Source organism: Mycobacterium sp., from assembly GCF_049647605.1.
Lineage (GTDB): Bacteria > Actinomycetota > Actinomycetes > Mycobacteriales > Mycobacteriaceae > Mycobacterium.
Genome location: NZ_JBARXZ010000099.1, coordinates 84,528 through 108,620, shown reverse-complemented (window position 1 = coordinate 108,620; position 24,093 = coordinate 84,528). Strand labels below are relative to the sequence as shown.

24 protein-coding genes are annotated in these 24,093 nt (G+C 65.2%); 8 read left to right on the top strand and 16 right to left on the bottom strand.

All coding sequences use genetic code 11. The features are described 5' to 3' along the window. The first annotated feature begins 1 nt into the window (after nt 1). From WBB07_RS12775 to WBB07_RS12765, 3 genes are all read left to right on the top strand, one after another. Complete coding sequence (locus WBB07_RS12775; RefSeq protein WP_526308194.1) at nt 2–715, top strand: TIGR03089 family protein; 714 nt, start codon at nt 2–4, stop codon at nt 713–715. Nucleotides 716–819: 104 nt separating this feature from the next. Beyond that, nucleotides 820–1,152, top strand: coding sequence for a hypothetical protein (locus WBB07_RS12770; RefSeq protein WP_526308192.1), 333 nt, complete (start codon nt 820–822; stop codon nt 1,150–1,152). Between the two features lie 21 nt (nt 1,153–1,173). Beyond that, nucleotides 1,174–1,983, top strand: coding sequence for a biotin--[acetyl-CoA-carboxylase] ligase (locus tag WBB07_RS12765; protein WP_526308190.1), 810 nt, complete (start codon nt 1,174–1,176; stop codon nt 1,981–1,983). A gap of 12 nt (nt 1,984–1,995) precedes the next feature. Here WBB07_RS12765 and WBB07_RS12760 read toward each other — a convergent pair whose 3' ends face one another. From WBB07_RS12760 to WBB07_RS12750, 3 genes are read right to left on the bottom strand one after another with little or no spacing between them, the layout of a single operon-like run. Next, entirely contained in the window at nt 1,996–3,162 is a 1,167-nt protein-coding gene (locus WBB07_RS12760) for an acyl-CoA dehydrogenase (protein WP_526308188.1), read from the bottom strand. A gap of 29 nt (nt 3,163–3,191) precedes the next feature. Further along, the gene (gene purE, locus WBB07_RS12755; RefSeq protein ID WP_526308186.1) at nt 3,192–3,704 is read right to left on the bottom strand and encodes a 5-(carboxyamino)imidazole ribonucleotide mutase; all 513 of its coding nucleotides are present in this window, start codon (nt 3,702–3,704) and stop codon (nt 3,192–3,194) included. Between the two features lie 31 nt (nt 3,705–3,735). Continuing rightward, nucleotides 3,736–4,944: a 5-(carboxyamino)imidazole ribonucleotide synthase gene (locus tag WBB07_RS12750; protein ID WP_526308184.1), complete on the bottom strand. Its 1,209-nt coding sequence runs from the start codon at nt 4,942–4,944 to the stop codon at nt 3,736–3,738. Nucleotides 4,945–5,041: 97 nt separating this feature from the next. Here WBB07_RS12750 and WBB07_RS12745 point away from each other — a divergent pair, with 97 nt between their 5' ends. Further along, the gene (locus WBB07_RS12745; protein WP_526308182.1) at nt 5,042–5,713 is read left to right on the top strand and encodes a GtrA family protein; all 672 of its coding nucleotides are present in this window, start codon (nt 5,042–5,044) and stop codon (nt 5,711–5,713) included. Here the strand turns inward: WBB07_RS12745 and WBB07_RS12740 are convergent. Beyond that, a complete protein-coding gene (locus WBB07_RS12740) occupies nt 5,668–6,186 on the bottom strand; it encodes a PH domain-containing protein (protein WP_526308180.1) in 519 nt (172 codons plus the stop codon). The two genes, WBB07_RS12745 and WBB07_RS12740, sit on opposite strands and share 46 nt — an antisense overlap. Nucleotides 6,187–6,308: 122 nt before the next feature. Here WBB07_RS12740 and WBB07_RS12735 point away from each other — a divergent pair, with 122 nt between their 5' ends. From WBB07_RS12735 to WBB07_RS12720, 4 genes are all read left to right on the top strand, one after another. Beyond that, nucleotides 6,309–7,958, top strand: a complete 1,650-nt coding sequence (locus tag WBB07_RS12735; protein WP_526308178.1) for an acyl-CoA carboxylase subunit beta — start codon at nt 6,309–6,311, stop codon at nt 7,956–7,958. Between the two features lie 48 nt (nt 7,959–8,006). Further along, nucleotides 8,007–8,285 carry an acyl-CoA carboxylase epsilon subunit gene (locus WBB07_RS12730; RefSeq protein ID WP_526308176.1) on the top strand — a complete coding sequence of 93 codons (279 nt, stop codon included), beginning with the start codon at nt 8,007–8,009 and terminating at the stop codon, nt 8,283–8,285. Continuing rightward, complete coding sequence (locus WBB07_RS12725) at nt 8,282–8,929, top strand: Maf family protein (protein WP_526308174.1); 648 nt, start codon at nt 8,282–8,284, stop codon at nt 8,927–8,929. Before WBB07_RS12730 ends, WBB07_RS12725 begins: the two co-directional genes overlap by 4 nt. 229 nt (nt 8,930–9,158) lie before the next feature. Next, nucleotides 9,159–10,490, top strand: a complete 1,332-nt coding sequence (locus WBB07_RS12720) for an alpha/beta fold hydrolase (RefSeq protein WP_526308172.1) — start codon at nt 9,159–9,161, stop codon at nt 10,488–10,490. Here the strand turns inward: WBB07_RS12720 and WBB07_RS12715 are convergent. The 12 genes from WBB07_RS12715 to WBB07_RS12660 form a co-directional block, all read right to left on the bottom strand. Continuing rightward, nucleotides 10,475–11,017 carry a GNAT family N-acetyltransferase gene (locus WBB07_RS12715; protein WP_526308170.1) on the bottom strand — a complete coding sequence of 181 codons (543 nt, stop codon included), beginning with the start codon at nt 11,015–11,017 and terminating at the stop codon, nt 10,475–10,477. The genes WBB07_RS12720 and WBB07_RS12715 overlap by 16 nt on opposite strands. Nucleotides 11,018–11,157: 140 nt before the next feature. Beyond that, entirely contained in the window at nt 11,158–11,433 is a 276-nt protein-coding gene (locus tag WBB07_RS12710) for an acyl carrier protein (protein WP_526308168.1), read from the bottom strand. Nucleotides 11,434–11,463: 30 nt separating this feature from the next. Then, complete coding sequence (locus tag WBB07_RS12705) at nt 11,464–12,690, bottom strand: pyridoxal-dependent decarboxylase, exosortase A system-associated (RefSeq protein WP_526308166.1); 1,227 nt, start codon at nt 12,688–12,690, stop codon at nt 11,464–11,466. Further along, nucleotides 12,687–14,255, bottom strand: a complete 1,569-nt coding sequence (locus WBB07_RS12700; protein WP_526308164.1) for an acyl-CoA ligase (AMP-forming), exosortase A system-associated — start codon at nt 14,253–14,255, stop codon at nt 12,687–12,689. Before WBB07_RS12700 ends, WBB07_RS12705 begins: the two co-directional genes overlap by 4 nt. Nucleotides 14,256–14,286: 31 nt before the next feature. Beyond that, nucleotides 14,287–15,117 carry a hypothetical protein gene (locus WBB07_RS12695; RefSeq protein ID WP_526308162.1) on the bottom strand — a complete coding sequence of 277 codons (831 nt, stop codon included), beginning with the start codon at nt 15,115–15,117 and terminating at the stop codon, nt 14,287–14,289. 32 nt (nt 15,118–15,149) lie between these two features. Then, nucleotides 15,150–16,229 carry a glycoside hydrolase family 113 gene (locus WBB07_RS12690; RefSeq protein ID WP_526308160.1) on the bottom strand — a complete coding sequence of 360 codons (1,080 nt, stop codon included), beginning with the start codon at nt 16,227–16,229 and terminating at the stop codon, nt 15,150–15,152. Further along, nucleotides 16,213–17,469 (bottom strand): nucleotide sugar dehydrogenase, encoded by a 1,257-nt coding sequence (locus WBB07_RS12685; RefSeq protein ID WP_526308158.1) that lies wholly within the window; start codon nt 17,467–17,469, stop codon nt 16,213–16,215. The genes WBB07_RS12690 and WBB07_RS12685 overlap by 17 nt, the downstream gene beginning before the upstream one ends. Beyond that, a complete protein-coding gene (locus WBB07_RS12680) occupies nt 17,469–18,245 on the bottom strand; it encodes a polysaccharide deacetylase family protein (RefSeq protein WP_526308156.1) in 777 nt (258 codons plus the stop codon). The genes WBB07_RS12685 and WBB07_RS12680 overlap by 1 nt, the downstream gene beginning before the upstream one ends. Nucleotides 18,246–18,247: 2 nt before the next feature. Beyond that, nucleotides 18,248–19,570 (bottom strand): glycosyltransferase family 4 protein, encoded by a 1,323-nt coding sequence (locus tag WBB07_RS12675; protein WP_526308154.1) that lies wholly within the window; start codon nt 19,568–19,570, stop codon nt 18,248–18,250. After that, on the bottom strand, nt 19,567–20,874 hold the full coding sequence (locus tag WBB07_RS12670; RefSeq protein WP_526308152.1) for an MATE family efflux transporter: 1,308 nt from the start codon (nt 20,872–20,874) through the stop codon (nt 19,567–19,569). The genes WBB07_RS12675 and WBB07_RS12670 overlap by 4 nt, the downstream gene beginning before the upstream one ends. Continuing rightward, nucleotides 20,871–22,157 carry a hypothetical protein gene (locus tag WBB07_RS12665; protein ID WP_526308150.1) on the bottom strand — a complete coding sequence of 429 codons (1,287 nt, stop codon included), beginning with the start codon at nt 22,155–22,157 and terminating at the stop codon, nt 20,871–20,873. The genes WBB07_RS12670 and WBB07_RS12665 overlap by 4 nt, the downstream gene beginning before the upstream one ends. Further along, nucleotides 22,145–24,088, bottom strand: coding sequence for a hypothetical protein (locus tag WBB07_RS12660; protein ID WP_526308148.1), 1,944 nt, complete (start codon nt 24,086–24,088; stop codon nt 22,145–22,147). Before WBB07_RS12660 ends, WBB07_RS12665 begins: the two co-directional genes overlap by 13 nt. Between the last annotated feature and the right edge of the window lie 5 nt (nt 24,089–24,093).

Genomic DNA, 24,093 nt, shown 5'->3' with positions numbered 1-24,093 from the left:
CATGGCCACTCTCACCGTCTCAGGTGCGCTGCTGGATCCGATGCTGCGCAACGATCCCGTCGGGCCGCGCATCACCTATTACGACGACTCCACCGGCGAACGGATCGAACTCTCGGCGGTGACGTTGGCCAACTGGGCCGCCAAAACCGCCAATCTGCTGCGCGACGAGCTGGGTGCCGGACCGCAGAGCCGGGTAGCGGTGCTGTTGCCGGCCCACTGGCAGACGGCGGCCGCCCTGTTCGGGGTGTGGTGGATCGGAGCCGAGGTGGTGCTCGACGGTGACGCCGACATCTGCCTGTGCACGGCATCACGACTCGACGAGGCCGACGCCGCGGTCGGAATGGGTGAGATCGCGGTGTTGTCACTCGATCCTTTTGGCAAGCCGGTGCCCGATTTGCCGGTCGGTCTCACCGACTACGCCACGGCAGTGCGGGTGCACGGTGATCAGATCGTGCCCGAGCGCAGTCCCGGCACTGCCCTGGCGGGCCGGTCGGTCGACGAGGTGCTGGCCGCCGCCCGCGACCGCACCTCCCAGATCGGCCTGACAGCCGCCGACCGGGTGTGGTCGGACGGCAGCTGGGACACCGCGGACCGGCTGATCGACAATCTGTTGACGGTGTTCGCCGCCGGCGGCTCGCTGGTGCAGGTGGCCAACCCCGATCCCGGACTGCAGGACCGGCGGCGGACGGTGGAGAAGGTCACCCGAACCCTCTGACGGTTGCCGCCGCTGGAGTCATAGAGAAATCTCATTGTCCCGCGTCCTTCGCGTGATGTTCGCCCGATAATCTCCTGGCAAACCCGTGGAGCTGAGGTGAGCTGATGGTCTCGATCGTCGTGGTGATCACGCTGCTCGTGGCAGTGACGGGATGGCATCTGCGCACCCGCCGGCATTCGGCGTGGCGTGCCAGCGCCGATGCCCGGTTCTACATCGTGCTCGGCTATCCACTGCTTGCCGTGGCGACCTATTGGCTGGCCGACTCCGAGTCCCGGGTGGGCTGGGTCCTCGGCGCCGCCTGGGCGTTGGGGGCGGCGGTGTCGTTTGTGGTCGGTTTCTCCGCGCTGGATGACGTCAGACGCCGCCAGATTGCTACCTCCCGCTCGATGGAATCGCTGCCCCCACAGACAACCGAGGCGGGGACCGGCGCGGTCTAGTGCCGACTAGGCTCGACTGCTGTGAGTGACGAGCTTCGACCCGCCCTTGATGTTGCCGCGTTGACTGCACACGTCGGTGCGCTGTGGCACCGCATCGACGTGGTCGACGAAACCGGATCGACAAATGCCGACCTCCTGGCCAGGGCCGCTGCCGGCGAGAACATCGGCGGCAGCGTTCTGGTGTCGGAGTTCCAGAGCTCCGGGCGTGGCCGGCACGGTCGCAGCTGGTCGGCGCCGCCGCGCTCACAGATCTCCATGTCCGTCGCCATCGGCACCGAGGGCGTTCCCCCGGAGGCTTGGGGATGGCTGCCACTGCTGACCGGGGTCGCGGTGGTCGACGCACTCGCCGGTGTGTGCCCGGTTGCGGCGGGTCTCAAATGGCCCAATGACGTCATGGTCGGACCGGGGAAGCTGGCCGGCATCCTCGCCGAGGTCGCTGCGCCGTCGCCGACAATCGTGGTCGGCTTGGGGCTCAACGTCTCGCTGTCGGCCGAGGAGGCTCCCGATCCACGTGCCACCTCACTGACCCAGCTCGGCGCCCCCGATGTCGACCGCACCGCACTGGCTTTGGGAATCCTCGACGCGCTGGCCGACCGGACCCGTCGGTGGCGGACCGCCGGCGGAGCCGACGAGACCCTGGTGGCCGACTATCGCCGGCACAGCCTGACCCTGGGGACCGAGGTGCGGGCCACGCTGCCGGGTGATCGCGCGGCGGTGGGCATCGCCAGGGATATCGACAGCTTCGGCCGGCTGATCATCGACGACGGCACCAGCCTGGTCACTGTTGCCGCGGGCGACATCACCCATCTGCGGCCGGCCGGCGACTCATGACCTGACCGCGGGTCAGCGCAGCAGGGCGCGGCTCATCACGACGCGTTGGATCTGGTTGGTGCCCTCGTAGATCTGGGTGATCTTGGCATCCCGCATGAAACGTTCCACCGGGAAATCAGTGGTGTAGCCCGCGCCCCCGAACAACTGCACCGCATCGGTGGTCACCTCCATCGCCACATCGGAGGCGAAACACTTCGACGCCGCGGAGATGAACCCGAGGTTGCCCTCGCCGCGCTCGGCACGGGCAGCGGCGGTGTACACCATCAGGCGGGCCGCTTCTACTTTCATCGCCATATCGGCGAGCATGAACTGCACACCCTGGAAATCGCTGATCGACGACCCGAATTGCTTGCGGCCCTTGGTGTATTCGATCGCCGCATCGACGGCTCCCTGGGCGATCCCCACCGCCTGGGCACCGATCGTCGGACGGGTGTGGTCCAACGTCGCCAGTGCCGTCTTGAAGCCGGTCCCCGGCTCACCGATGATCCGGTCACCCGGGATCCGGCAGTTCTCGAAGTACAGCTCCGTGGTCGGCGAGCCCTTGATCCCGAGCTTGCGTTCCTTGGGGCCGACGGTGAAACCGTCGTCGTCGATGTGCACCACAAAAGCCGAGATCCCGTTGGCACCCTTGTCCGGATCGGTCACCGCCATCACGGTGTACCACGACGACTTGCCCCCATTGGTGATCCACGCTTTGGCGCCGTTGAGGATCCAGTCGTCACCATCGGCCTTGGCGCGGGTTTTCATCCCCGCCGCATCACTGCCGGCTTCGCGTTCGGAAAGCGCGTACGACGCCATCGCCCCGTCGACCAGATCTGGCAGCACCTGCTGCTTCAGCTCATCGGAACCACGCAGGATCAACCCCATGGTGCCCAGCTTGTTGACCGCCGGGATCAGCGACGCCGAGGCATCGACCCGGGCCACCTCTTCGATGACGATGCACGCCGCCACCGAATCGGCGCCCTGCCCGCCATAGGATTCGGGCACGTGCACCGCGTTGAAGCCCGACGCGTTCAACGCGTCCAGAGCCTCTTGTGGGAACCGGGAGTTCTCGTCGACGTCGGCGGCATGCGGAGCGATCTCCTTCTCCGCCAGACCTCGGATCGCCGCCCGCAGCTCATTGTGCTCATCGGGGAGCTTGAACAGATCGAACGAAGGACTACCGGCCCAACCAGCCATCAGCGCCTCCTAGCTACTCACGAGTAACTTTACTCGGTCGGCGTGGCTCCGAGAAGGCGATCGCGCAGTGCAGCGTCCTTTTTCAGCACCATGGCCTCGAGGTCCGCCTGGAACGCCACCATGCGCCGACGAAGTTCGGGATCGGCAGTCCCGAGGATGCGGGCCGCCAGCAGACCGGCGTTACGCGCACCGCCGATCGACACCGTGGCCACCGGCACGCCCGCCGGCATCTGCACGATGGACAGCAGTGAATCCAAGCCGTCGAGTCGGGCCAGCGGAACCGGCACCCCGATCACCGGCAGCGGGGTCGCCGCGGCCACCATGCCCGGCAGGTGCGCGGCACCCCCGGCGCCGGCGATGATCACCTCGATCCCGCGGTCGGCAGCACGCTGGGCGTAGTCGAGCATCCGGCCGGGGGTGCGGTGTGCCGACACCACTCCCACTTCGAACGGAATCTCGAACTCGGCCAATGCTTCCGCAGCCTCCGACATCACGGTCCAGTCGCTGTCGCTGCCCATGATCAGGCCAACAAGAGTCTTCATCGGTGATCCGCCCTCACTACCGGCTCAGTCATCAGTGCCCATCCCATCCGTCGGTCCATTCCGCGTGCGACAACCAGTGCGCCGCCCTGTTGGCACGCTCTCTGATCGTCGCGAGGTCCTCACCCCGCGACGCAACGATGTTGACATGGCCCAGCTTTCGGCCGGCGCGCTCCCCCTTGCCGTAGAGGTGCACCTTGGCCTCCGGAATCCGGCCGAACAGGTGATGCATCCGCTCATCCAGGCTCATCGCCGGAATCTGTTGAGCACCAAGAATATTGGCCATGACCGTCAGCGGCGCACCGGCGGCGGTATCTCCCAGAGGGTAGTCGAGCACCGCCCGCAGATGCTGCTCGAACTGGCTGGTGACGGCACCGTCCATGGTCCAGTGCCCGGAGTTGTGCGGCCGCATGGCCAACTCGTTGACCAACAGCGCGCCGTCGAGCGTCTCGAACAATTCGACCGCCATCACACCGACAACACCCAGTTCGTCGGCCAGCCGCAGCCCCAGCTCTTGGGCCTGCACGCCGACGCCGGCGGGCAGGTCGGGCGCCGGCGCGATGACCTCGACGCAAACCCCGTTGCGCTGCACCGTCTCGACCACCGGCCAGGCGGCTCCTTGGCCGAACGGCGACCGCGCCACCAGCGCCGACAGTTCGCGGCGCATCGCCACTTTCTCTTCGATCATCACCGGCACCCCGTCGGCGAGATAGCGCGCCGCGATCTCCCGGGCCGACTCAACATCGTCGGCCATCAGCACGCCGCGGCCGTCGTACCCGCCCCGGATGGTCTTGAGCACCGCGGCGCCGCCCACCTGCTCGGTGAACTCGGCTGCGTCGTCGGCCACCTCGATGGCGCGAAACCGCGGCACCGGCGCACCCAGCTCGCGCAACCGGCGGCGCATCAGGAGCTTGTCCTGTGCATGGACCAGCGCCTGGGGCGGCGGCGCCACGTTGACGCCCTCGGCGACCAGCTTTTCGAGCAGTTCGGTGGGCACGTGTTCGTGATCGAAGGTCAGCACGGTGGCTCCGGTGGCCGCCCGGCGCAGCGCGTCGAAGTCGGTGTGGGACCCGATCACCACGTCGGGGCTGACCTGAGCTGCGGGGTCGCCCGCGTCGGCGGCAAGTACCCGCAGCGTCTGGCCGAGCGCAATCGCGGCCTGATGGGTCATGCGGGCCAACTGGCCCCCACCGACCATCGCGACCACCGGGGCATTCTTGGAAGATCTAGGCACGGACAACATGGTGTCATGGCCTGCGCAAGGCGAGTTACCAGCGGTGAGCAGCAGCGATGATCGACGATTACGTGGCTCGCAGGCCCGATCCGTACACTGCCTATCTATGTCCTTTGCCGATGCCACGATCGCGCGGTTACCCCGTTCGATCCAACCGTTCGCAGAGCGGCATCACGAGCTGATCAAGTTTGCCATCGTCGGGGCGACAACGTTCATCATCGACTCTGCCATCTTCTTCACCTTGAAGTTGACGATCCTCGACACCAAGCCGGTGACGGCGAAGATCATTGCCGGAATCGTTGCTGTGATCGCCTCCTACATCCTGAACAGGGAGTGGAGTTTCCGTAATCGGGGCGGCCGGGAACGTCACCACGAGGCGCTGTTGTTCTTCGGGGTGAGCGGTGTCGGCGTGGTTTTGTCGATGGTTCCGCTGTGGATCTCCAGCTATGTGTTGATGCTGCGGATGCCGATGGTGTCACTGGCGATGGAGAACGTCGCCGATTTCATCTCCGCGTACATCATCGGGAATCTCCTGCAGATGGCGTTCCGCTTCTGGGCGTTCCGGCGGTTTGTGTTCCCGGACGAATTCGCCCGCAACCCCGACAAAGCGCTGGAATCCGCTCTCACCGGCGGTGGTATCGCCGAAGCGCTCGAGGACGAGTACGAAATGCGCCACGTCACACCGGCCGACACCGTCACCCCGCTGCGGCGCAGGCGCCGCGGCAAGCCGGGTCAGCTGGGCGACTCTTCAGACCCCAGGGTGTCGAAGACCTCGTGATACAGCAGTGAGTGGACCCGCTCCACTCGCGGAATGTCGTAGAACTCCAGCGGGTCCTGCGACGCGGATTCGATGATCAACGTGCCGGTGCGCAGGATGCGATCCAGCAGTCCGTGCCGGAACTCCACGCTGTTGACCCGGGCCAACGGGATGTCGATACCACTGCGGGCGATCAGGCCGTGCCGGAACATCACCCGCCGGTCGGTGATCACGAAGTGTGTCGACCACCAGTTCAGAAACGGCCACACCGTCAGCCAGCCGACCAGGATCAGCCAGACCGCGCCGATGACCAGCGACACCACCGTCGTGGCCGTCTGATCCCAGTCGGTGTTGGTCACCACGGCGGCGCCGAAAGCGGCCAGCGCGGTGGTGATGAGCAAGATCAGGATCGGCCCGACAAGACGCTTCCAATGCGGGTGCCGATGCAGCACCACCTGCTCGCCATTGGCCAGGACGTTATCCGGGTAGCCCACGGTGGAACTGTAGCGATCCCGGTCCGTTTCCGGAGTCCGGCCGCCGATTGCGAAGCGACACCGGAAACCAGATGGCCATCCCTAATGGAACTCTAAGAACGCAGCCGATAGCATCGGATTCCATGACGAGTGTTACCGAGCCTGACACCGGGGTCCCCGCCGAGAACAAGGTCGATATCCACACCACCGCGGGCAAGCTGTCCGACCTTCGCAGACGCACCCAGGAAGCTCAGCACCCGGTGGGTGAGGCAGCAGTCGAAAAGGTGCACGCCAAGGGCAAGCTGACCGCCCGCGAACGGATCTTCGCGCTGCTGGACGAGGGGTCCTTCGTCGAGCTCGACGCACTGGCCCGGCATCGCAGCACCAACTTCGGCCTGGACAAGAACCGCCCGGTCGGCGACGGCGTGGTGACCGGCTACGGCACCATCGACGGCCGGGAAGTCTGCATCTTCAGCCAGGACGCCACCGTGTTCGGCGGCAGCCTCGGTGAGGTCTACGGCGAGAAGATCGTCAAGGTCCAGGAGCTGGCCGTCAAGACCGGGCGCCCGCTGATCGGTATCAACGACGGCGCCGGCGCCCGGATCCAGGAGGGTGTCGTCTCCCTCGGGCTCTACAGCAAGATCTTCCGCAACAACATCCTGGCTTCCGGCGTCATCCCGCAGATCTCGCTGATCATGGGCGCCGCCGCCGGCGGGCACGTGTACTCGCCGGCGCTGACCGACTTCGTCATCATGGTCGACCAGACCAGCCAGATGTTCATCACCGGACCCGACGTCATCAAGACCGTCACCGGCGAGGACGTCACCATGGAGGAGCTCGGTGGCGCCCACACGCACATGGCGAAGTCGGGTACCGCCCACTACGTCGCCTCCGGTGAACAGGACGCGTTCGACTACGTGCGCGATCTGTTGTCGTTCCTTCCCCCGAACAACTACGCCGAGCCGCCGCGCTACCCGGCGCCGCCGCATCTGGGCGCGGTCGAGGACAACCTCACCGATGAGGATGTCGAACTCGACACGCTGATCCCGGATTCGCCGAACCAGCCCTATGACATGCACGAGGTCATCACCCGGATCCTCGACGACGAAGAGTTCCTCGAGGTGCAGGCCGGTTACGCCGGCAACATCCTGGTGGGCTTCGGCCGGATCGACGGGCGCCCGGTCGGCATCGTGGCCAACCAGCCCACCCAGTTCGCCGGCTGCCTGGACATCAACGCTTCGGAGAAGGCCGCCCGCTTCATCCGGACCTGCGACTGCTTCAACATCCCGATCGTGCTGTTGGTCGACGTTCCCGGTTTCCTGCCAGGCACCGACCAGGAGTTCAACGGCATCATCCGGCGTGGCGCCAAGCTGCTGTACGCCTACGGTGAGGCCACCGTGGCCAAGGTGACCGTCATCACCCGCAAGTCCTACGGTGGCGCGTACTGCGTCATGGGTTCCAAAGACATGGGAGCCGACGTGGTGGTCGCCTGGCCGACCGCCCAGATCGCCGTGATGGGTGCTTCCGGCGCCGTCGGGTTCGTCTACCGTCAGCAGCTCAAGCAGGCGGCCGCTGACGGTCAGTCGACGCAAGAGGTGGACGCGCTGCGACTGGAGCTGCAGCAGGACTACGAGGACACCCTGGTGAACCCGTACGTCGCGGCCGAACGCGGTTACGTCGACGCGGTGATCCCACCGTCACACACCCGCGGTTACATCGGCACCGCGCTGCGGCTGCTCGAGCGCAAGATCTCGCAGGTGCCGCCGAAGAAGCACGGCAACATCCCTCTCTAGGTCCAACTGGTCCCCCAGCCCCCGAGCCGACGAGAACGGAAGCCTGTTATGTCTCAGCACGTCGACATCACCGAGGTCAGCGACCCACGGGATATGACGATCGACGCACCTGCGGCCCCGCCCACCGAGATCCGGATCCTCAAGGGCGAACCCACCGACGAGGAGATCGCCGCGCTGGTTGCGGTGTTGTCGGCCGCCGGCGGTGGGTCCGGTGAACCGGGCCCGCAGGAACTCAACCCGTGGGGCCATCCGGTCGACAAACTGCGCTACGGCCACACCAGCTGGCAGCGCGTGACCCTCCTGGAACGCACTCACTTGCGGCGATGACGCGCCTGGTGCTGGCATCGGCCTCGTCGGGGCGGTTGAACGTTCTCCGACAGGCCGGTGTCGAACCGCTTGTGAAGGTCTCCGGTGTCGACGAGGACGCCGTCATCGCCGGATTGCCCGGGGCACCGCCGGCTGAGGTGGTCGCCGCGTTGGCCACGGCGAAGGCCGTCGAGGTCGCCGGCACTCTGCCCGGCGAGATTGCCGACGACTGTGTGGTTCTCGGCTGCGATTCGATGCTGCTGCTCGACGGGCAGTTGCGCGGCAAGCCGGGCACGGCCGCCGCCGCCCACGCCCAGTGGCAGTCGCAGGCCGGGCGGTCCGGCGAGCTGCTCACCGGGCACTGCGCGATCCGGTTGTCTGCCGGAGAAATCAGGGGCCGTTGCGTGGAGACCGGCTCCACCACAATTCATTTCGGCGAACCCACGCCGGCAGATCTGTCCGCCTACATCGCCAGCGGGGAACCGCTGGGAGTCGCGGGCGGCTTCACGCTGGACGGGCTGGGCGGCTGGTTCGTCGAGCGCATCGACGGCGATCCATCGAATGTGATCGGGCTGAGCCTGCCGCTGATCCGGCGCCTTCTGACCCGGACAGGCTTGTCGGTCGCCGACATCTGGCTCGGGCACCCGGCGCCGTCACCCAACTGACAGTCCAGACACCACACCCTTCCTCGGCCCTGTTCTCCTGAACGATTGCTGAAATGCATTCAAGCAACTCTGCAGTTGCGAGATCGTCCAGCACAGCCCCTATTTGGCCGCCTCCAGCACCTCAAGTCTTCTTCGCCAGGATATGATCGCCCGAGCTGCCGAGTTCACCACCCGCGCCTGGTCTTCGGCTCCACGAATCCGAAAGAAGTTGCGATGAGGCTGCGCCCCCTTGACGGCCGACAGTTCCGGCGTCCACTCGTCATGGTCGGGGCCTGACGTGCGCATTCGGCTGGCGCAGCTGAGTCGCCGACTCACTTTCGCGGCAGTGGCGATGATCATCTTGTCGGGTGTGGCCGGTTGCGCACCGACGGTGCGACCGGGCGCGATCTCCGATCCGATCGTGGTGCCGCTGCCTCAGATCACGGCAGACGTCTGGGCAGGCCGAGGTCAGGTGATCCGCCAAGAGCCCTATGCGGATCCACCTTTCGATGACCCGGAATCGAATGTCGGTGAGGCCTGGCGCGCGTCGTACGGATCGGTATCCGGCATGGACGGCCGGGCGACGGAGGTCTCGGGAGTGTTCTTCCTGCCCCGAGGCAACCCCCCGGCCGGTGGCTGGCCGGTGGTCTCGCTGGCCCATGGCACCACCGGTATCGGACACGACTGCGGCCCCTCTCTGCAGCCGAACCTCATGGGTTACGCGTCGTCAATCGAGTCCTTGCTGGCGGCAGGGTACGCGGTGGCGGCCACCGACTACGAGGGTCTCGGCGAGACCGGAAGCCACCCGTATCTCGAAGCCCGGACCGCGGCATTCAACACCATCGACGCGGTACGAGCGATACGAAACCTGTCGCCGGCGACAGCAGCGCGGTGGGTGGGAGTCGGCTATTCGCAAGGCGGCCAGGCGGTGTGGGCCGCCAACGAGTTGAATGCCTTCTACGGGATCGACCTGCAGTTCAAGGGAAGTGTCGCCTTGGCACCCGCCGCCAACGTCACGGCCGTGGCCGACCTGGCACGGTCCGGGGCGATGACCGATGAGCAGCGCGCCCTCTACCCCCTGCTCATTCTCGGGGTGACCCGCTACAACCACGATCTGGACGCTCGTTCTTTTCTCCATGGGTCGCTCGAGGCCAGCGAACGACGGCTCAGTCGATGCGAACCCGCCGCGACCGAAACAGCCGAGACCTCCACGGTGCCGGCTCCGTGGAGCGAAGCCGTGGACCGTATCCGCGAGTCGAACGCGTTGAAGCCCGACACCGCTCGAGACGTCACCGCACTGGCGGACGCGCTGCGAGAAACGGCTCTGCCCCAGCGGAGGCTCAACAAGCCGATGCTCGTGATCGCCGGGGGACGCGATGCGCTGGTGCTGCCCCAATGGGTGCAATACGCGGTGACGCAGAGCTGTTCACTCGGGGGCCACATCGAATACCTGGAGATGCCGGACGTCACGCATCGCGAGATGATGTGGAAGGCCGCCCCCGCTGTGGAAAGCTGGATCGCGGATCGATTCTCCGGTGCTGTTGCGCCGTCGAACTGCCCAGTCGATCATTCGGTGCCGTGAGCATCGACGACTGGAGAGAACCGCACTCGCCGGCGAAACAGTACCCAGCCCTCTTCACGCGTGAGGAACGGGATCCATCCGGCCTTCTCGCCTGCTCTCAGAGATGGCGAATTGCCTGAGCCGATGAAGCCGAGACCGTACCGCGCACCAGTTGCGAGCGCGCCCTCGGCGATGCGCGTAGCGGCGTCCGCCATGATGCCAAGTCCTCGATGGCTTTCGGCGGTGTAGATCCCTTCGATCAACACCTCATCCGGTTTGATCTTTGGAAGCCAGTCCCCCCACAGTTCTCGGATCAGCGCATTGTCCTGCGATGTGAGCATCCAGGTCATGAAGCAGATCTTTCCGGCCGGGTCGACGGCGACCCAGCAGGTCGGCAGATTGGAGCTCAGGAGCCAGCGTTGATCGGCCCGCAGTTGGGCATCCTTGGCCGACAGCTCCGGCTCGTCGTCGAGGAACGAGAGGTCATCCTCAGCTTCGAGCCGTCGGATGTGCAAAGCGATCTTTGCCGGCGGCGGTGTGAACGGCACGGCCAGATCTCTTCGGAGACAGACCGACTCGCGACGCGAGTACAGACGCTGGCGCGCAGTGCGCCGCAACCATCGACGCCCCCGGGGGGTGCGAATCTGGTCAAGGCTTTCCAGGAGTTGCATGGTGTCATCCCATCTTCTCAATGTGCGGCTGATTGCACCTTGCTCTGCTCGACGAATTCGGCAAGACTGCCGACTGTTTCGAAAGTGTCTCCGGTGAAATCCTCGTCGTCGATCTCGAAACCGAACTCTCTTTCCAGGTTGACAGCCAGGGCGACCACCGCCAACGAGTCCAGCTCGGGCAAGCTTCCGAACAACTCGGTCGAAGCATCCAGGGTGTGAACACGATCTTGGATACCAAGTGTTTTTGCGATCACGGCGGCCACTCGCTGGATCGTGTCCTGGCTTGAGTTCATCGAACTGTCCTCTTTCTCGGGTGGTATCACTCAGACGATCACTTCAACGGGCGGTTGATGCCCCAGGAAGGCGGTCGGACTGGCGGTCAATCCGTAGGCACCGGCGTGAAACACCACGATCAGATCTCCGATTCCGGCATCCGCAAGTCGAACCTCGTCGCCCAGCAGATCCAGCGGGGTGCACAGACAGCCGACGACGGTGGCCGTCAGTTCACCAGGCTCGGTGATCCGGTTGCCGACCGCGATCGGGTAGTTGCGCCGGATCACTTGACCGAAGTTCCCGGATGCCGCCAGCTGGTGGTGCATCCCGCCGTCCACCACCAGGTACGTCCGCCCCCTCGACACCTTTCGATCGACCACCCGGGTGACGTATATGCCGCACTCGCCCACGATGTAGCGGCCGAGCTCGATCACGACACGCGCTTCGGGCAGGTTCGTCATCACCTTGCCCTCGATCAGATCTGCCAGGTTCGCTCCGATCACATCGAGGTCGAGCGGAGCATCCTTGTCGAAATACGGGATACCGAAACCACCACCGAGATTGACGTAACGCACGGGCGCGGGCGCTTTTTCAGCAAGCGCCAGGATCAGCTCGACGGTCTTGCGCTGCGCCTCGCAGAGAATCTCTGCGTTCAGGTTCTGCGAACCCGCGAAGACGTGGAAGCCGACAAACTCCAAACCGGTTGCCGCGATCATGGTCAGGAAGTCGGGTACCTCCTCGGCATCCACACCGAACTGCTGAGGTCCACCGCCCATCCGCATGCCCGACCCCTTCACCTGGAAGTCGGGATTGACCCTGACCGCCACACGCGGGCGGACACCGAGCCTCTCGCCGGCATCGATCACCCGGCGCGCTTCGGTGACCGACTCCATTTCGATCGTGACCCCTGCCCCGACGGCCTGCCGGATCTCGGCTGCGGTTTTGCCCGGTCCGGCGAAGCTGATCTTCTCGGCGGGCATCGGTGTGTCCAGGGCGGTCCGCATCTCCAGCGTGGAGGCAACATCGAGCGCATCGACAAGGCCGGCCAGGTGTTGCACCACGGCCGGCATGGGGTTGGCCTTCACCGCGTAGCCGAGTTGCACCGCCGGTGGCAACGCCGCCCTGAGCACGTCGACGCGAGCCGTCAGCAAGCTCCGATCGTAGGCAAAGTACGGCGTCGAACCGACGCGTGCAGTGAGACGGTCCAGCGGCATTCCGCCCACCGCCAGCTGACCGTCCATGGTGCCGAATGCCGCGATCACCGGACGTGGGCTCATGACGCCAGCTCCTCACGCAGCCGGGCCCGATCGAACTTCCCGTTGGGCGACCGGGGAATCTCATCACGAACCACGATCGAGTGAGGAACCATGTACAACGGCAGCCGGTTACGCATGCCGGTGAGCAGCACGGAGAGGTCGAAGTCGGCCGTTGCCGGGGCCACCACCAGAAGCACCCGTTGCCCCAGCCTGGCATCCTCGATTCCCAACGCCACCGCGTCACGCACCAGGGTGGTGGAATAGGCCGCCTCTTCGATCTCCGTGGGGCTGACCCGATAGCCCGACGTCTTGATCATGTCGTCCTCACGACCGACGAAGTAGAGGAAGCCGTCACTGTCGGCCACCACTGTGTCACCTGACCACACCGCCACTTCGCCGGTACGCCAAGGCTGCTCGCGGCCAGGAACCGGGCGGAAGCGCTCAGCAGTGCGTTCGGGGTCATTCCAGTAGCCCAGCGCGACGTGAGGACCGCGGTGGACGAGTTGGCCCTCTTCGCCCGGATCGCAGATCGAGCCGTCGGGTCGGACGACGAGGATCTCCGCGCCCGGAATCGCCTTGCCGATCGAACCGGGGCGACGATCGATTTCGCCGGGGTCGAGGTAGGTCGACCGGAATGCCTCGGTGAGTCCGTACATGAGAACCGGTTTCGCGGACGGAAACACCTCGCGCAAGGTGTCCAAGGTGGGCTTGGGCATCCGGCCACCGGTGTTCGCGAAGTATCGCAGTGAAGTTCTGGCAGCCTCCGGCCAATTCTGGTCGGCGATCTGGATCCACAACGGTGGCACGCAGGTGATTCCGGTGACCCGGTGTCGCGCACACAGTTTCGGGATGTCTTGAGGTAGCAGATAGTTGGTCAGAATGACATGCGCACCGACGGCGAAGGCGGTTGTCAGCTGACTGAAGCCGGCGTCGAAACTCAGCGGCAGCGCGGCGAGCAGCACGTCATCAGCAGTGTTGCCGAGATAGGCGGTGACGCTCTCAGCGCCTGCCAACAGATTGCGGTGACTGAGCACCACACCCTTGGGCCGGCCCGTACTTCCTGAGGTGTACAGAATGGCGGCGATGTCGAGGTCGATGACGCCGGAAGCAGGAGCATTCCGAACTGGTCCGGACAACGTGTCCCACAGATGGATCCGGTGATGTCCGCGGTGTTGCGACTCGACCTCTGGGGTACCGACGAGTATCACGTCGGTGATGTCAGGGCATGATGCGAGTTCGTCACGCAACAGCGCCAGGCGCTCCGCTGACGTGATGAGGACCCGAACTCCGCAGTCGCGCAGAATGTGTCCGACTTGCGCGGGCCGCAGAAGAGGATTCAGGGGAACAAACACGGCACCGGCGGCAGAGGCTCCGAATACCGCCACCACCGTCTCGGGTCGTTTGTCCAGGTACACCGCCACCCGCTGTTCACGCATGACGCCGAGACCATCAAGGCCGGTGGCAGCAGCGAGGATCCGGTTCCAGAGCTCGCCATAGCCGAGCGTCTCTCGCTTGAAGGTCAGGGCCGGCGTCTCGGGATGTGACCGAGCGCGGTCCTCGATGAGGTGATGAAGGTTTGTCCTCATGGTTCTGGATCAATTCCGTCCGTGCGTCGAGTTACCATGCGCGACAGGTGAGTTCACTGTAGAGGTAGTCCACCTGGCCTGGAGCGAGGTCTTCACTGAGATACATCTTGGGGCAGCCCGCCGTCATGACCGACCTTGCGGGGCGATATCCGAGAACTCGGAGCTCGACCAGCGTGGCCGCCATTCCGTGTCGTAGCAACAGATATCGGTAGAGATGCGGTGCGCATTCCCGAAACAGCTCAGGATCACTGACGTACAGGATCGAGGCGAACACGCGAAGATGCCGCCGCGTTTCCCGACGGAACACGAGGTAGCAGTGCCGGTCGCCCTTGACGAGCACCACATGGTTGACCACCGTTTCCCGGTGGTCGCGATAGATCTGTTGTTCCTGCCCGCAGAGGAGCTCGTCCATCTCCTTCGGACCGTCGATCACCCGCACGCCCTGGGATCGCCATGGCCACGGCAGGTTGGGGATCACCGCCGTCTGCGTGTCGAGCATCGCGAAGCCGAGCCTGGTGTTCAGCGCCGGAACGTTGCCGCTCGGCGACAGATCGGTGAAGGTATAGCCGGGTTGTCGGAGCAGAGCTCGCAGCATTCGCAAGCCGGCAGCGCGGTGTTTGTCCTCGACGCACCACGCACCCAGATTGCAGATCTGGTGCCGTCGACCGTCGATCACACGTTCCGAGTAGAAGGCGTGATAGGCGCCCACCACACGAGTGTTGTCGCGCAACAGATAGCCATGGTTGGGTTGTTCGACAGCCCACGGAACGTCCATCACCCGGCACCAGGCCTCCGGTGCGGCGCCCGAGCTGAGCTCGCGGTGGAAAAGCTGTGCCACCGCCGGTATGTCGGCCCGCGTCATCGGGGCGAGTGTGACCGCACGAACGTCGTGGATCATGGCACCCACCATCGACGCACCACCCCCTCGGCGAGCTTGCCGCGGGGCGAATAGTCGAGCGGTTCAGCCTCGGTGCCCGGTGGGGTGATCCACACCCACCAATGGACACCCTCCCACCACGGTTCGTCACTGAAGGTCGCCAACAGCGCTTGGTAGGCGGCGGCTTGTTCGGCCTGATCCGGTGTTGCGCTGATCCTCCAATTGGAGGGGTCGGTGATGGTTCCCCGCTGGCTGGTGTAGCCGGCCTCGGTGAACAGGATCTTGCGGCCGTATCTCGCGGACAGGGCCGCCATCTGATCCACTGCCGGTTGCCATGCCGCGCGCAGCACCTCGACGTCGGCGGTGGGTGCGACACCGAGTGCCAAGAAGGCGTCGAGGCCGATGAGATCCACCGCATCCCAGAACGAAACCGTGGCCCAGTCTCGTCCTCCCGCATAGGTGAGCACTCCGCCGTACTGCGCACGCACCGCATCGATCACCCGTAACCAGGCCTCTCGGTCATCACTGATCGACGACAGTTCAGTGCCCATCGCGAACTGTTCCACGCCCAGTCGTTGCGCCATCGCGGCGTAGTGGGTGATGAAGGCGGTGTACCCGGCGAACCAGGCGCCACGGTCGTCGGGCAGGATGTTGTTGCGGCTGTCCTGACCAGGAACCGGTAAGTCGATGTGCGGCTTGAGGAATACCTTCAGTCCCCGCTGATGGGCCAGTGCGATCGCCCGCTCCAGGCCGGTATCGCTGACTGTGGCCGGCGTCCGGACCATGGCATTCGAATGCCGGGTCGTCTGATACCACGTGGGATTGAACTGAACCCACGTCGCACCCAACGCCTGTATCTCGCCGAGCGACTGTTCTACATCGGCACCGTCGTATCCGCGCTCCTGCCAGGACGGTAGGGCAAATCCACGCTGCTGCGTTCCGGGCTCCGCAATTCCCACCGGGGTTCGGACGTCGAGGCCGTATCCAGCCATGCCGGCGAGCACCACGGCGAATGCGACGACGATGATCCACTTCCGGCGGGATCGGCGCGCTCCCGCGTTCTCCTGACCGTCCCCGGAATCACAGGTATCGGACATTGGACCCCCGGACCCGGTGTCGGCAATCGAGGACCAGCTTTGCGTGAGTGGTGATCTCGTCGAAATCGAACCCGTCGTGGTCGGTCAGCAAGACGACGGCATCAGCCGACGCCAGTTCCTCGGGCGTCGGATCGACACGACGCAGCAGTCCGTCGAGGTGCCCGGCCTCCACGATGTGGGGATCGGCGCCCAGCACCTGGGCCCCCATCGCGGCGAGGAGCTGGGCCACACGCACCGACGGGGACTCTCGCGCGTCACCGGTGTTCTTCTTGTACGACAACCCGAGAAGGAGGATGCGGGAACCATTGACTGCCTGTCGTGCGGAGTTGAGCTCCATCGTGATTCGCCGCACCACATGATCGGGCATGTGCTCGTTGACGTCGTTGGCGAGCTCGACGAATCGGAAGTTGTGGCCAAGGGTGCGCTCCACACACCACGACAGATAGGACGGGTCGATCGGCAGGCAGTGCCCACCGACACCCGGTCCGGGCGTGAAACGCATGAATCCGAACGGCTTTGTCGAGGCGGCATCGATCGCGTCCCATACGTCGATGCCGAGTTCATGTGCAAATATCGCGATCTCGTTCACCAGGGCGATGTTGACGTGCCGGAAGGTGTTCTCCACCAGCTTGGCCAGTTCGGCTTCGCGCGGCGACACCACGGGAATCGTCGTCTCGACGATGGTGTCGTAGAACGCCCGCACGGACGCCAACGACGCGTCGTCGACGCCGGACACGATTTTTGGTGTATTCACCAGAGTCCAGGTGGCGTTGCCCGGATCGATGCGTTCGGGGCTGTACCCGAGGTGGAAATCGAGGCCGGCAACCAGGCCTGAGCCTTCCTCGAGGATCGGTGCGACCAGTTCCTGGGTGGTACCCGGGTAGGTGGTGGACTCGACGATGACGGTCGCACCCGGCCGTAGGTAGCGCGCGAGAGTGTGCGCCGACTCCTCGATGTAGCGCAGGTCCGGCACGCCTTCACGCAGCGGGGTCGGGACCGCGATGATGGCGACGTCGAAGGCCGCGCAGGCGCGCGCTTCCGACGAGGGGTGAAACGTGTCCGCCTCCAGGATCGCGATCAGGTCCTCGTCGGAGACGTCTTCGATATAGGACTCACCGGCATGCAGCCGTTTCATCCGAGATTCGTCGATGTCGTACGCCACGACGTGATGTCCCACCTGTGCGGCGCGGACCGACAACGGCAGGCCTACATATCCTTGTCCGACTACGGCGACGCGCATCATTGATCTCCCCGGTAGCGCCGAACACCGAGGCGATTGCCCACGGTGAGTGTTGAGACGATCCGCTTGGCATCCAGCCGCCACGACGTGTCGCCCTCGTGCACCAACGTCCGCGGAATGGCGTGGCGTCCGATAGAACTCGACGGTGTGACCGCACACGCGTAGTCGTATCCGGCCGCCTTCGATGCCTCCACCACGCGGGCATCCAGATAGCCGTACGGATAGCAGAAGCCTGCTATCTCCTTGTCGAGCAGCTGCTGCAGGATCAGCCGACTGCGTGCCGCTTCGGCGGTCAGCGCTGCGTCGTCGGCCTTCACCAAGGAGATGTGCTCGAGTCCGTGTGAGCCGATCTCCATTCCGGCCCCGTCGATCTCGCGCAGCTGGCTTGCCGTCAGGAGCGCCTTGTCCGGCCCGGGCCTACTCCATTCGTTACGCCCACCGAGCCGGCCGGCAAGCACAAACAGTGTTGCTGTGTAGCCGTATCGCTGGAGCACCGGCAGCGCGTTGGTGATGAAGTCCTGATAGCCGTCATCGAAGGTGAGACCCACCATCCGACGAGCCCGCCCTTGCGCCTTCTCCCGGAGCAGTTCGGCCATCGAGACGCCCTGCAGTCCCCGGCGTTGCAACCAACGCATCTGGCTCTCGAAGCGCTGCGGGGTCATCGTCACCTCGAAGGGATCCTCATCGTAGGGCGCGATCGAGTGGTACATCCATACCAACGGGATGGTGGACAACCCCGGGCTCACATCGGAATCTGTTGTGCTGGAGAATGTCACGATCACACCACCTCTGCTCGAGCGGATTGGTCCAAGACCTCCAGATACAACTCGTCGACCAGCGGCGTCACGTGGGACAACGTGAAACCGGCCGCCTTGGCGGGTCCGGCCGCCGCCAGCCGAGATCGCAAGGTCTTGTCGTCGAGCAGACGCCGTATCGCATCCGAGAGCTCCACTGCGTCCCCCGGTGCCACGTGCAGCCCATCCACACCGTCGGTGACGATGTCGAGCAAACCGCCGAGCGCCGAGACCACACACGGGGTGCCGGCCGCCAGGCACTCCACAGCGACGCGGCCGAACCCCTCGGGCACCACACTCGGCACCACACCGACGATGGCGTGCCGCCATCCCGCGACCACCGCAGGCGCAGGGACGTTGGTGGCGACGATGACACCGGGTCTGCTGTCGATCGGGAAATCGTCACGGGGCAGGCCGGCCAGGACCAAGGGCACGTCGCACCCTTGTGTTCGGAGCCGGGTATGGGCCTCGAGAAGCACGTCGACGCCCTTGTGCGCGCCGAGGGCACCCGCATAGAACAGATAGGGCCCCGTGGCCGGGACGAAGTCAGGGCGACGCTCGGTCCGTTTGTCGGAAGCCAAGGCCAGCAGGTCGTCGTCGATGAACGTCGGGATCACCGTCATCGCATCACTGTCAGCGGGCCGAGGAGCCGAACCGCGGGCCGCGAGCGCCGACGACGTCGCCGTCCACAGTGCGACGTCCCGATGCCGACGCGACCCCAGCTGGTGCAGCCCGGCCGCCAGCGGAATCCCCTTGAGCCCGTATTGCGAATGCGCGCAGCTGATGCACTTGCCCAAGCCGGGTTCCGAACAGACACTGCGACCGTGGTGGAGCATGATCTTGGTGGCGCACACCTGGCTGTGATCGTGTGCGCTCGCGATGACCGGTACGCCGGCGCGACGGGCCGGCCCGAGCACGCTGTAGAGAATCCACCCCCGTACGTGGATGACATCTGGGCGGAATCTCTTGATCAGGGCGGCGAATGCGCGGGCGAAGAGCGGATCGGGAACCGGCGGGAAAAACAGGTGGGTGCGCGACGCGTAGGCACCAGGCACATGAGCCATCGCCATGGGCAGCCGGTGCACTTCGACACCATCGAGGTCCTCGCGGTCGGCAGCGTCGGGATGTTGTGCGGTGGCGACCGCCACGACGCGGCCCAGCCGCACTTGCGCCCTGGCCAGTGACCCGATCGAGAGCTCGAGGCCGCCGACATTCGGCAGAAAACTGTCGATGGCGTGCAGGACCCGCAGTCCGCGCAGTCGCGAGCCGCTGTCCAGAGATTGGTCGACGTGTCCAGAAGAGGTCATGGCCGCCCGATCCGCAGCGCCCCGGCAATGCGCTGGCCGGCCATGGCCGGCGGTTCCTGTGATGACGCGCTTCGCCGAAAGCCGAACACCATCAAGGTGATCGCGACGATCACCTGTGAGGTCAGGATCGACCATCCGGCCCCGATGATCCCCAGGCTCGGCATCAGAAGCCAGGACCCACCGATGGTGATGGCCGCACCCACCACGGTGACAGCGGCCACCAGCACCAATCTGCGCCGTACCCGCAGAACGGTGATACCGACGTTGATCAACGCGTCCGGAAAGGTGGACAACAACAGCAGGATGAGCAGGCTGCTGTATGCGGCATAGTCCGGGCCGAACAGACTGAGCACCTTCGATGCCAGCACACAGGTGACCGCCACCGGCACCACGAGGAGCGCGGCGATCAGCTGCATGGCTCTGCGGGCTTGTGCCCGAAGTCGTTGTGGCTCATCGGCGCAGTCGGCCAGCAATGCACCTGACACCGCCGCGGCGACCGCGAAGAAGGCGCCGCTGATCATCGCCGTCATCGCCATGTATCCCACTTGGGCGGCGGGGAACATCGCAGCGGCCAGAATCGGTATCACAAATGTGGGCGACCGGACGGCGAGGGTCGCGATGTGATCCCATGCCACCGGTGCACCGTGGCGCGACAACCAAGTCCTGCTGGGCCGGAATCGAAACCCCGGCGCAGCGCGGATGAGTAAACGCATCGACAGGCCCAAAGACACCAACAGCGATGCCACCCAGAGCATCAGTATCGCGTGGGCGGCGCTCACGTCGGCGCCCACCGCGACCACGCCCACCGCGATCAACACGAACACCGTGACGAGCCGCAACACGCTTCCCGTGACGGTGCCGAACAACGTGAGTTCAGCACGCCGGATTCCCAGCAATGCCGCGTTGACCACCAACAGCAGCGCGGTTCCCACCGCACCGACTCCCACCAGGCCCATCAACCAGCCGGCACCGACCTCGTCGAGCAGATGATCCGGCAGTAGGAGCGCCCCGATGACTCCGGCAACCCCGGAAACGGTGGTGGTGACGACAAAAGCGGTGCTGCAGATCCCACTGAGTTCGTCCGGGCTGGCGCCCGGCAATGTCCGGGTGAGTGATGGGACAAAACCAGCGACGGTCAACATGGCGACCAATGTCATCGCCGCGATCACCGTGTTGGCCTGACCGATGGTGCTGGCGGGAAAACTGCGCGCACATACCATCCAGAACACATAGCCGAGCAGCGCAGTGAGATTTGTCGTCGCGAGCAGGGCAAAACTGTTGCCCCAGAGACCACGGGCAGTCATTCGGAGCACCACTCGCGGTAGACGACGCCCTGCACCCGCATACCCGATGTCAGGTCACGCAGGGTGAGCTTCACCGGCGGTCGCATCAGCGGATTGAGGATGGCCCGCCCGGGTTCGAGGAGGCTGCCGACCCCGTGGGGTTCGCACAGCACCTGTTGGCTGCTTCGTTCGAGTGTGACGAGCAGGGTTGCCCGGTCCGTCGTGTCGTCGGCCGGCACCAACCGGGCTTCGATCGAAACCTGGCGACCGATGGTGTCGTACGCCGCGAATCGAGCCTGCTCGATGCGCGCAGGTCCATCGGGGCCGATGCCGGTCAAGGCGAAGGCCATGTCGGATCCAGGTGGGGCGGTGGTTTGCTCGGCACTGAACGCGGACGGCATCTGTTGGCTCGGTGACCATCTGGGTTCGGTTGTCTCCAGAACTCCGAGAGTGGTCGCGACGACGGCAAGAGTCACCACCGTCGCGCACAACACCTGCGGTGACCACATCGACGGCAGCTTCGGACGGCTCAGTGTTCCGACTGTGGCAAGCAGTGCGCACACCGATACGATCAGCCAGTCCAGCCGCCGGATCTCCGAATAGTTCATGTCGTAGGTCCACGTCCGCATGGACAACCAGATGACACCCTGGGCAACCGCACCGCCCAGAACTGCGGCAATGACACCACGAAGCCAAACCCGCCCGGGCCATCGGGAAAAGCCCAGCGTCACACCGAAACACACGGCAGCGGTGGCCGCTGATGTGGCCACCAGAAGACCGACCGTGGTGATCAGAGCCCCACGGCCGAAGTCGTGGATGACCGGGCCGAGCAGCACGTACCACGCCAGAGCAACCCCCACTCGGGTCCCCAGCCACGCCGCCAGACCGGCGCCGGTTCTCATCACCAGAGCGGACAACCACAACCCAGGTACCAGCCAGATCCCGATGAACCCGCACACCACCGCAATCCAGCCGAGTAGATCGGTGGGCCCGCTGAAGAGCCCGGTCCCTTCCGGTCTCATTCGATGGGCCATGAGCAGGCATCCGATGCCCACTGCAGACCACCACAGCAGCCGCCCCCGGGCAATCCGGTCCAACGGAAGCTGGCGTGCGGCTCGGAATGGTGACAGAGAGCGCCGGTGCCGTCCGGCAGCGGCGTCGGGGATGCCCAGGACGACGGGCATCCCCGCGGCAGCGAAGCGGCCAGGCGCCGGTTCAGGGCGGCGGCCGGGGTCTGCCTCGGGCGATCTGGTACGCCCGCCCCGGGGGATGCTCTCGAGATCGTTGACCACTACGTCACCCACCCTTGGCAACTTCCGGCCATGGTCCGTTGCAGGACAACTCGGTTGACTTGATAGACAGTCAGTGGGCCGGCGCCATAGACACCTTGTAACCACGGCAGGCAGTCGAATCGATCGATGGCCGACTGCGGGAACACGAGGTTCCCGTCGGCACCCGGTTCATCTTTGGTGAACCAGTAACCCAAACGCGGTCGCGTGGTGGCCATGCGTGCGTCGACGACAAAATAGCGGATCTTGGCCCCCAGGATCTGTTTCAGCACTTCTGGAGTCACCGGTTCGGCGCGCATGTAGAGATCCCAGATGGGAAACGTCGCACTGGGACGCAACGAAGCCATCCGGCCCACGGAACCGACTTGATGCGACACATAGCGATCCGCCAGAACCGGCGTGTCGATGGGCGTGTTCGCCGCCAGCCAGGCGGCTACGGCGCCGCCCTCCTTGGATACCGATCGGGTGTCGTCACCCACGTTCGCGCTGCCCGGGAAGCGGCCGGACACCGGGGTTCCCAGGACCACTCCGCCGATGGCCAGGAAGGTGAACACCAAAGCCGCGGCACCGACTCTCACGCGGCGGTGATCGAAGGCGTTCGCCAGCCAACGCGGTCGGGTCCCCCGCGCTGCGATGACGTCACGCAGTCCCGGGCTGAAGGACCAAGCCACACCGCACAGCACCGCGATACCGATGAAGCTGAACGCCCATGAGCGATGTGCCCCTTCGGCGCCGCCCTTGGTCAGCACCATCGGCATGCTCAGGAAGTACAACGACGCCAGCACCGCAAACGCCCAGATCGCCGGGCCGATCTGGCGTCGACGGTGCCACAGGACCGCAAGTGACAGCAGGAACAGCACCAACGTGATCACCGGGTAGAGATAGCCGGAGACGATTTCGTAGGCTGGATTCGGTGCTCCGCTGAACAGACCCCTGCGGCCCCCCGAAGACAGGACCGCGCCATCGAGAATCGCTTTGATCTGCGCGAAGCCCCGGGTCCATGCGGGGCTCAGATAGGACATCAGCCAACCGAAATTGCCCGACCACCAATACATCACCGACATCGCGAGGCAGTACGCCACGAGCAGCATCGGCCATATCCGCCCACGCTGTTCGCCGGTTCGGCCGGCGATGAGCAGCCACAACCTCTGCGTCACCAAAGCGGTGATGAGCAATATCAGGATCAACGCCAAGAACAGCGTGGTCAGGTGATGGATGACCGGAAGTGCCACGACACACAGCACCGCCGCAGCCAGCGACCGCACGGCGGGCTTGTCGGTGGCGCGGCACGCTGCGATGGTTGCCGCCAAGCACCACAGAAGGATGGGAAGAGCCAGGCTTTCGTAGGAGAACGTGGCATTGAACAGAAGCCAGGACGGATTGAGCGTGTAGATCACGGCCCCGGCACCCGCGCCTCGAGCCGGGACACCGACCGCGCGGATGAGCTGATAGACCGCAAGAACCGACAGGACATGTGCCGCGATCACCACTGCCAGGCCCGAGTGCCACAGGGACAGGCCCGTCAGCCGGGCGATCGCGCTGGCCACCTGATGCAGGCCGGGGAATTCCTTGGTGATCGGCAACAGATACGAGACGTGTCCGACTTCGCCGGCGAAGAACGCTTCTATGGACTGCCGCAGATGCGTGAACTCATCGGACCCGGCGGGGCTGGTACGCAGAAGGCGCGGGATCGTCCCGAAGAGACCGATGCCGACCAGCGCCGCAGCGCGCGTCGCACCGTTGATACCACCCGTGCATGCCAGCGCCGCAAGCGGCAGCATCCCCAGCAGGAAACCTGCCCAGAACAACGCAAACTGCGCGGATCCCGGCTCGGCGAGCCCCGCAGCCACGTGGTAGGCCAGCAAGATCAGAACCGCGCCGATGGGCGGCAGTACCACAGCCGACGCGATCAACCCATGATGAATTCGAGATGATCTGTCTTTCAACAGGC

What these genes read in the sequence shown, in the direction of transcription:
- WBB07_RS12775 (WP_526308194.1), top strand. Translation starts at nt 2, where the DNA reads ATGGCCACTCTCACCGTCTCAGGTGCGCTGCTGGATCCGATGCTGCGC.
- WBB07_RS12770 (WP_526308192.1), top strand. Translation starts at nt 820, where the DNA reads ATGGTCTCGATCGTCGTGGTGATCACGCTGCTCGTGGCAGTGACGGGA.
- WBB07_RS12760 (WP_526308188.1), bottom strand. Translation starts at nt 3,162, where the DNA reads ATGGCTGGTTGGGCCGGTAGTCCTTCGTTCGATCTGTTCAAGCTCCCC.
- purE (WP_526308186.1), bottom strand. Translation starts at nt 3,704, where the DNA reads ATGAAGACTCTTGTTGGCCTGATCATGGGCAGCGACAGCGACTGGACC.
- WBB07_RS12750 (WP_526308184.1), bottom strand. Translation starts at nt 4,944, where the DNA reads ATGTTGTCCGTGCCTAGATCTTCCAAGAATGCCCCGGTGGTCGCGATG.
- WBB07_RS12745 (WP_526308182.1), top strand. Translation starts at nt 5,042, where the DNA reads ATGTCCTTTGCCGATGCCACGATCGCGCGGTTACCCCGTTCGATCCAA.
- WBB07_RS12735 (WP_526308178.1), top strand. Translation starts at nt 6,309, where the DNA reads ATGACGAGTGTTACCGAGCCTGACACCGGGGTCCCCGCCGAGAACAAG.
- WBB07_RS12730 (WP_526308176.1), top strand. Translation starts at nt 8,007, where the DNA reads ATGTCTCAGCACGTCGACATCACCGAGGTCAGCGACCCACGGGATATG.
- WBB07_RS12725 (WP_526308174.1), top strand. Translation starts at nt 8,282, where the DNA reads ATGACGCGCCTGGTGCTGGCATCGGCCTCGTCGGGGCGGTTGAACGTT.
- WBB07_RS12710 (WP_526308168.1), bottom strand. Translation starts at nt 11,433, where the DNA reads ATGAACTCAAGCCAGGACACGATCCAGCGAGTGGCCGCCGTGATCGCA.
- WBB07_RS12705 (WP_526308166.1), bottom strand. Translation starts at nt 12,690, where the DNA reads ATGAGCCCACGTCCGGTGATCGCGGCATTCGGCACCATGGACGGTCAG.
- WBB07_RS12700 (WP_526308164.1), bottom strand. Translation starts at nt 14,255, where the DNA reads ATGAGGACAAACCTTCATCACCTCATCGAGGACCGCGCTCGGTCACAT.
- WBB07_RS12695 (WP_526308162.1), bottom strand. Translation starts at nt 15,117, where the DNA reads ATGACGCGGGCCGACATACCGGCGGTGGCACAGCTTTTCCACCGCGAG.
- WBB07_RS12690 (WP_526308160.1), bottom strand. Translation starts at nt 16,229, where the DNA reads ATGTCCGATACCTGTGATTCCGGGGACGGTCAGGAGAACGCGGGAGCG.
- WBB07_RS12685 (WP_526308158.1), bottom strand. Translation starts at nt 17,469, where the DNA reads ATGCGCGTCGCCGTAGTCGGACAAGGATATGTAGGCCTGCCGTTGTCG.
- WBB07_RS12675 (WP_526308154.1), bottom strand. Translation starts at nt 19,570, where the DNA reads ATGACCTCTTCTGGACACGTCGACCAATCTCTGGACAGCGGCTCGCGA.
- WBB07_RS12670 (WP_526308152.1), bottom strand. Translation starts at nt 20,874, where the DNA reads ATGACTGCCCGTGGTCTCTGGGGCAACAGTTTTGCCCTGCTCGCGACG.